Below are 7,296 nucleotides of genomic sequence, written 5' to 3'. Positions count from 1 at the left end.
GGAAGAAATGGCTATTAATCTTACATGGGCAGAGATCGCCGACGCTACGAAATATGAAGTAGAGGCAGATGGCGTGGTAGTGGCGACAGTGAACGAACCTTCATACACGCATAGCAACTTGCTCGCAGGAACAGCGCATAAATATCGCGTACGTGCTTTGACCGAGACCAATACAAGTGCGTGGACAGCTATTTTGACGCAAAGCACAATCCCGGCATCCGTGAGCGGATTGACTATTACCTCGGTAACGAATGCAGCAATAGCATTGAAATGGAACACAGTAACTGGAGCTACTGGTTACGATCTAGAGATTGATGGCGCGTTAGTATCGACTACTGCTGCTGCCTACACGAAGAGTGGTCTTGCAGCCAACACAGATCACACCTTCCGCATTCGCTCGAAGAATGCCGCGGGAGTAGGAACATGGAGTGATTTGATCAACGGAACGACGAAATTGAACACCCCAGTGTTGAAAGCGACATCGGAAGAAACGACTATTAATCTGACATGGGCAGAAATCGCTGGCGCTACGAAATATGAAGTTGAAGCTGATGGAGCGGTAGTAACGACAGTGAGCGAACCTTCGTATAAGCACAATAGCTTGCTGGCAGGAACAGCACATAAATATCGCGTACGTGCTCTGACCGACACCAATACAAGTGCATGGACAGCTATTTTGACGCAAAGCACAATCCCGGCATCGGTGAGCGGATTGACTATTACCTCGGTAACAAACACAGCAACAGCTTTAAAATGGAATGCAGTAACTGGAGCGACAGGTTACGATTTGGAGATTGATGGTACAGTTGTCGCTGTCACCGGGGTTGCTTACACGAAAAGTGGTCTCGCAGCCAATACAGATCACACCTTCCGCATCCGTTCCAAGAATGCCTCAGGAGTAGGAACATGGAGTGATTTTATTAGTGGGACAACCCAACTAAACACTCCGGTGTTAAAAGCTACATCGGAAGAAACGGCTATTAATCTTACATGGGCAGAAATCGCCGACGCTACGAAATATGAGGTAGAGGCTGATGGCGTGGTCGTGGGGACAGTGAACGAACCTTCATACACGCACAGCAGCTTGCTCGGAGGAACAGCGCATAAATATCGCGTACGTGCTCTGACGAACACTAACACAAGTGCGTGGACAGCCATTTTGACACAAAGTACAATCCCAGCTTCCGTCAGCGGACTGACTATTAACTCGGTAACGAATGCAGCAATAGCATTGAAATGGAACGCAGTAACCGGAGCAACGGGTTACGATATGGAGATCGACGGAACAGTTGTCGCTGTTACTGGCGTTGCCTACACGAAAAGTGGCCTTGCAGCAAATACAGATCACACCTTCCGCATCCGTTCCAAGAATGCCGCCGGAGTAGGAAGATGGAGTGATTTGATCAACGGAACTACGCAATTGAACACCCCAGTGTTAAAAGCGACATCGGAGGAAACGGCTATTAACCTGACGTGGCTAGAAATCACCGATGCTACGAAATATGAGGTGGAAGCCGATGGTGTGGTAGTAGCGACAGTAAACGAACCTTCGTACACACACAGTAGTCTGCTCGGAGGAACAGCACATAAATATCGCGTACGTGCTTTGACGGATGCCAATACGAGTGCATGGACAGTCATTTTGACACAAAGCACAATCCCAGCTTCCGTTACTGGACTTACCGTAAACTCCGTAACCAATACGGCTATTGCCGTGAAATGGAACGCAGTAACCGGAGCTACGGGATACGATCTGGAGATCGACGGTACAATCGTCGCTGTTACAGGCGTTGCCTACACGAAGAGTGGTCTTGCAGCAAATACAGATCACACCTTCCGCATTCGTTCCAAGAACGCCGCGGGAGTAGGAACTTGGAGTGATTTGATTAAAGGAACAACACAATTGAGCACCCCAGTATTGAAAGGAACCTCAGACAGAACGGGTATTGTATTAACATGGGATGCAGTCATTGGTGCTTCTTCATATGAGATTGAAGCAGATGGTCAGATCGTAGCGACTATAAATGATACAACCTTTATTCATTCTGATTTGCTTCCATCAAGCCTTCATAAATATCGCATTCGTGCATTGAATGATCAAAATATAAGTGCATGGACTTCTGTACTAAGCATCAAAACATTGAATTAAGGATTTAGATCAGGGGTATAGGTTGCGCATACATGCACCCTATACCCCTTTTTTATTCGCAAAGAGGCTATGGACTTGAAGTGAGAAAATAAGGTAATGTATAGTTATTATCCATTCGGAAGAGGAAGTTTGAGAGGGGCGTTTTAGCGATGAATCTGGGTAATTGTCCGCGTTGTGGCAAATTATATGCGTTGAATTTTCGGGATGTGTGCTCGAACTGTATCAAGGAAATTGAACTGGAATATCAGACTTGTGTGGAATATCTGCGCGAAAACAAGGGCACTAACATACAGGAACTATCTGATGCAACAGACGTTTCAATTAAAAATATTACCAAGTTCATTCGTGAGGGACGTATTTCCATCGAAAACGCCCCCAATATGATGTATCCTTGTGAAGTGTGCGGAACCCTGATTCGTGATGGCCATATGTGCGACTCTTGCCGGAATCGTTTGACCAAAGATTTGGCTGGAGCGGCTCGAGAAGTAGGTCAGAAGGATAACGGCAGCATAGGCGGACGAACCTATAATGCTGTCGACAAACTACGGGATCTATAGGAACGAGGGCTTAAATACAAGTTTTGCTATAACAAATGTTTTGGAACGTACCGATAAACTTATTAAAGATTATCGGTTTTTTTTATTATCCTAATCGTTCGAGAACATAAAGATAATGTTAAAAATCCTAAGGTGGAAGGAAGTGCAATTCGTATGAAAATCAATGAACCGAGTAGAATTGGTGCAATCAATTCATATCAGAGGAACGTTGAATCCAATCAGCAGGCTGATGCCAAAAAGAGCCGCCGTAAGGACGAGGTATCCATTTCTCCGGAGGCGATGAAGATGCTTGAGGAACAAGGTCGTACACAGGATGCAGGACGTATACAACGGATACAGGAACTGAAAGAACAGGTAAGTTCGGGAACTTACCAAGTGGACAGCAGCAAGCTTGCTGACAAGTTACTGCCGTACTTTAAGTCTTTTGATAAGGAATAGGTGATCACGTAATGGCAGCACTGGACAGATTAATTGCAGTTTTGCAGCAAATGGAACAAAGTCACCGCGAGATGCTGGCACTCAGCGAGATCAAGAGACAGGTCATTGTCAAAAACGATGTGGATCAACTCATTGCTGTAATGAATAAGGAATCCAAGTTTATGAAACAGCAGGAGCCACTTGAGAGCGAACGATTGAGTGCAGTTCATGAACTGCTTCAGGAGCGGGGCATCAAATCGATGCTGAACCTGAATATCACAGAGATCTCCAAGCTGATCTTTGATCCGGCTGATAAACAGCGATTGCTTGAAGTCCAGAAGAAGCTCGCGGGAACATTGCAGGAGTTGAAAGAGATTAATCAATTGAATCAAAAACTGATCGAGCAATCATTGATGTTTATTGATCTCTCAATGGACATATTTGCTTCTCGGCCGGAACAGGATGCCACATATCAGCATCCTGCTGATAAGAACGGTAATCCAGGGCGAATCGGTCTTTTTGATACACGTGCCTGATTAATTAGGGGGAAACAAGGTGACATCTACTTTTCATTCAATCGAAACGGCTAAACGCAGCTTGTTCACGCAGACGACAGCGCTTAGCACAACAGGACATAACGTGGCAAATGCCAACACCGAAGGGTACTCCCGGCAAAAGGTAAACATGCAGGCATCTATTCCTATGGAGCCGTTTGCATTTTTGCACAGTACAACACCAGGACAACTCGGAACAGGGGTGGAGTTTGATTCCATTACCCGTGTCCGTGAGAAGTTTCTCGATGACCAGTTCCGTAATGAAAACAACAACTTTGGAAGTTGGTCCATTCAACGGGATACACTTGAGAAACTTGAAGCCATTGTAAATGAACCATCTGACACCGGATTTCGGACTGTAATGGATAACTTCTATAAATCTTGGTCCGATCTGAGCAAAAATCCGGAGGATGTTACAGCACGTCGAATCGTAAAAGAGACGACACTTGCTTTGACAGATGCGATGAATCAGATCAGCCGCCAACTGGATGCACTGAGTCAGGATTTGGATAACAATATTGAAGTGAAAGGCAGTGAAATTCAAGGGTATCTTGGTAACATTGCCAACCTTAATAGCGCTATAGTTAAAGTAGAGTCTCTTGGTGATAACGCCAATGATCTTCGTGACCAACGTGATCTGATGGCAGACAAATTATCCAAGATTATGAATATTACTGTCACAGATTCTCCCCAGGGCTACCAAATCCAGATGAATGGACAAGCTCTGGTTACAGGTGGGGCAGTACAAGCAACGGTAGATTCGGCTTTTCTTAATACTGCTTATGCTGCGGGTAATCTCACGAATGGTGAAGTTCACGGGATGATTAAGTCGAGAGATACATTAGTCAGTGACTATAAGAAACAAATGGATGACCTGGCCAATACGCTTGCCAACGGAGAGATTCAGATTACCTTACCAGCAGGCTCAGTCCTGCCAGACAATACTGTTCTGGGTGGGGTGACATATACAGGGGCTGCACGTACACTGTCAGCTGATCTGACCGTTACGGTAAAAGGCTTAAATGGTCTACATCAACTTGGATACAGCATGGATGGAACGACTTCTCCTGGGATACCATTCTTCACATCTTCTGATGGCGGAACTGCAATCACAGCTGGCAATATCTCATTGAACGCCGCGATTCTTGCGGATCCGAATAAGATCGCAACATCTTTAAGAACAACTACTGATGCCTCAGGAGCAGAGACCGTAATCAAGGGGAATAACACACTGGCGAATCTGCTTGCCAATCTTAAAGATACGCCCATGAAATCAGCTGACGGTTTGCGTAATGCAACGGTTGGTGCTCAGTTCAGTGCCATTGTAGGACAACTCGGGGTCCAAACTCAGGAAGCGGCACGCCAGACGTCTAATTCGGAGTTCCTTGTAGAACAAGTGGATACTCGGCGGCAATCAGTTAGTGGTGTTTCCTTGGATGAAGAGATGGCGAATATGATTAAATTCCAGCATGCATACAGTGCGTCTGCGCGTTTTATGACTACCTATGATCAGTTGCTTGATAAATTGATTAATTCTACCGGTACCGTTGGCAGATAATAAGAGGGGACTGACATAGAAGACGATGAGAATTACGAATAATATGCTTAGCTCACAGTTGGTTCTTAACTTGAACCGGAATGCACAACAGATGAACAATACCCAAACTCAACTGGCAACAGGCCGTAAAATCAATAAACCTTCTGATGACCCTGTAGGGATAACTTACTCTCTTCGTTATCGTGCTGAACTTTCTTCCAATGAACAGTATCAAAAAAATGTGGATAGCACAGTTTCATGGCTGGATTTTAATGATACGGTTATGGATCAAGCGGGCAGCGTGGTTCAACGTTTGAGGGAACTTACGGTACAAGCAGCAACTGGAACTAACCCACAGTCTGCCCTAGACAGCATTAATGAAGAAGTGAAGCAATTGAAGGCTCAACTTGTTGATATTTCTAATAGTACCTTGAATGGAAAGTATATATTTAATGGTGAAACATATGATATGAAACCTTATGATTTTCCTACCAATACTGACGGATCATTCGACACGACAAATGCTGCTTCCGTCGTTACTGACTCTGGTAAAATTAATTTTATCGTGGGTGAGAGCATCCAACTGCCGATTAATGTAACTGGTAATGAAGTATTCGGTAACCCTAATGAAGCTGATAATTTATTTGTAATCTTTAACACCATTAGTCAGGCTCTTGCTAGTGGGGATCAAAAGGAATTGTCGAATCAACTTACAAACATTGATACTCGAACAGACAAGATGCTCGCTATCCGTGCGGAGATTGGTGCAAAAACTAATCGTGTGGAACTCATGCAAGGCAGATTAAGTGATCTGGAAGTGAACTTAACAGATCTGCAAGCTAAGGTCGAGGATGCGGATTATGCTGAGTTATCAATTAAGTCCAAAATCCAAGAAAATATTTATAATGCTTCTCTGTCCACGGGTGCGAAAATTATATCTCAGTCATTGGTTGATTTCCTTAGATAACAGAGGAGATAATATCTAATTGAAAACTCTTCCGATCGTACAAATTCAAACAACCCCCTCTGTATTGTATATAGATGCAGATCCTGGCCAGTATTCGATTCGACAGCCGAAGGCAGAAGTTCTGCTTCATACCAAGCCAGCAAAGTTAACAGTTCAAAGCCATCATATAGAGCTGAATGTAGATCAGTCTAAGGCATTTTCTGCCTACCATGGAGGTAATATGATTGATATGAATGCCCGAATATATTCGGGCATTCAACAGATGTTCTTGCAGAATATGGCTGAGCGTGTACAGCAAGGAAATGAAATGGCAGCCATTCACAAACCAGGCAATACCATTGCTAATATTGTAGGAACGAATTGGCAAGCTAAACCGTTCCCGGAGACACGCACGGCAGCTTCCTTTGATAATGTGGATGTACGTGTGTTTACGCAAGCACCAGACATTCGCTTTGAAGCAGCTGAATCCGAGATGAATGTCATCGTAAACAAGCCAGAGATTGAATATCAACGGGGTAAGTTGGATATTTATGTGCAGAAATATGCCTCTATACAATACACTCCACCTACGATTGATATGGGATTATAAGATATAATGTAGAGCTATAGACGGTTATAATACCCCGCTATAGCTTTTTTTCTATAAAATCATCGCCAAGGAGGCGTTTATTATTTTTATTGAGACAAGTACATGGGGGAAAATTGAAGTGGATGAAAACAACACATATCAATTTCCAAGAGGTCTACCTGGTTTTGAAAACGAAACTAGTTTTGCACTGATCCCTTGGGAAGACACGCCATTTAGTTACTTACAATCATTAACTGAGAAAGAGCTCTCTTTCTTGATAGTCAGTCCATTTGAGTTTAAAAAGGACTATAGTTTTGAACTGAGTGAAGAAGATAAAGAAGAACTCAAAATCGAAGAAGATGTAGTCGTTTATTCCATAGTAACTATACATTCGGATGTGACAAAATCAACGATGAATCTCTTGGCTCCAGTTATAATTAATCCTGCACATCGGGTAGGCAAGCAAGTTGTTCTTCAACAATCAGGTTATGTGACTAAACATCTCATATGGACAGAAGAAGCGACTTCGGCGAAGGAGGGGGTCTGA

8 protein-coding genes are annotated in these 7,296 nt (G+C 43.8%); all 8 read left to right on the top strand.

The features are described 5' to 3' along the window. Positions 1 to 2,149, top strand: a 2,149-nt coding sequence (locus DC345_RS31920; RefSeq protein WP_220095259.1) for a fibronectin type III domain-containing protein, incomplete at its 5' end; no start/stop codon positions are given. A 149-nt stretch (positions 2,150 to 2,298) separates the two neighbouring features. Beyond that, complete coding sequence (locus DC345_RS29760; protein WP_072733606.1) at positions 2,299 to 2,706, top strand: TIGR03826 family flagellar region protein; 408 nt, start codon at positions 2,299 to 2,301, stop codon at positions 2,704 to 2,706. A gap of 153 nt (positions 2,707 to 2,859) precedes the next feature. Next, positions 2,860 to 3,144, top strand: a complete 285-nt coding sequence (flgM, locus tag DC345_RS29755; RefSeq protein WP_053779526.1) for a flagellar biosynthesis anti-sigma factor FlgM — start codon at positions 2,860 to 2,862, stop codon at positions 3,142 to 3,144. An 11-nt stretch (positions 3,145 to 3,155) separates the two neighbouring features. Beyond that, positions 3,156 to 3,659, top strand: coding sequence for a flagellar protein FlgN (locus DC345_RS29750; RefSeq protein ID WP_072733605.1), 504 nt, complete (start codon positions 3,156 to 3,158; stop codon positions 3,657 to 3,659). Positions 3,660 to 3,678: 19 nt separating this feature from the next. After that, complete coding sequence (flgK, locus tag DC345_RS29745; RefSeq protein WP_113056206.1) at positions 3,679 to 5,235, top strand: flagellar hook-associated protein FlgK; 1,557 nt, start codon at positions 3,679 to 3,681, stop codon at positions 5,233 to 5,235. A gap of 25 nt (positions 5,236 to 5,260) precedes the next feature. Further along, positions 5,261 to 6,181, top strand: a complete 921-nt coding sequence (gene flgL / locus DC345_RS29740) for a flagellar hook-associated protein FlgL (protein ID WP_113056205.1) — start codon at positions 5,261 to 5,263, stop codon at positions 6,179 to 6,181. A gap of 19 nt (positions 6,182 to 6,200) precedes the next feature. Further along, positions 6,201 to 6,770 (top strand): DUF6470 family protein, encoded by a 570-nt coding sequence (locus DC345_RS29735; RefSeq protein ID WP_113056204.1) that lies wholly within the window; start codon positions 6,201 to 6,203, stop codon positions 6,768 to 6,770. Positions 6,771 to 6,888: 118 nt separating this feature from the next. Beyond that, complete coding sequence (fliW, locus tag DC345_RS29730) at positions 6,889 to 7,296, top strand: flagellar assembly protein FliW (RefSeq protein WP_258530923.1); 408 nt, start codon at positions 6,889 to 6,891, stop codon at positions 7,294 to 7,296.

The organism is Paenibacillus taichungensis (assembly GCF_003287275.1).
GTDB lineage: Bacteria > Bacillota > Bacilli > Paenibacillales > Paenibacillaceae > Paenibacillus > Paenibacillus taichungensis_A.
This window is presented reverse-complemented; position numbering and strand designations above follow the sequence as displayed.

Excerpts from the sequence above, each read along its gene's own strand:
- flgM (WP_053779526.1), top strand. The coding sequence starts at position 2,860 with ATGAAAATCAATGAACCGAGTAGAATTGGTGCAATCAATTCATATCAG.
- DC345_RS29760 (WP_072733606.1), top strand. The coding sequence starts at position 2,299 with ATGAATCTGGGTAATTGTCCGCGTTGTGGCAAATTATATGCGTTGAAT.
- DC345_RS29750 (WP_072733605.1), top strand. The coding sequence starts at position 3,156 with ATGGCAGCACTGGACAGATTAATTGCAGTTTTGCAGCAAATGGAACAA.
- flgL (WP_113056205.1), top strand. The coding sequence starts at position 5,261 with ATGAGAATTACGAATAATATGCTTAGCTCACAGTTGGTTCTTAACTTG.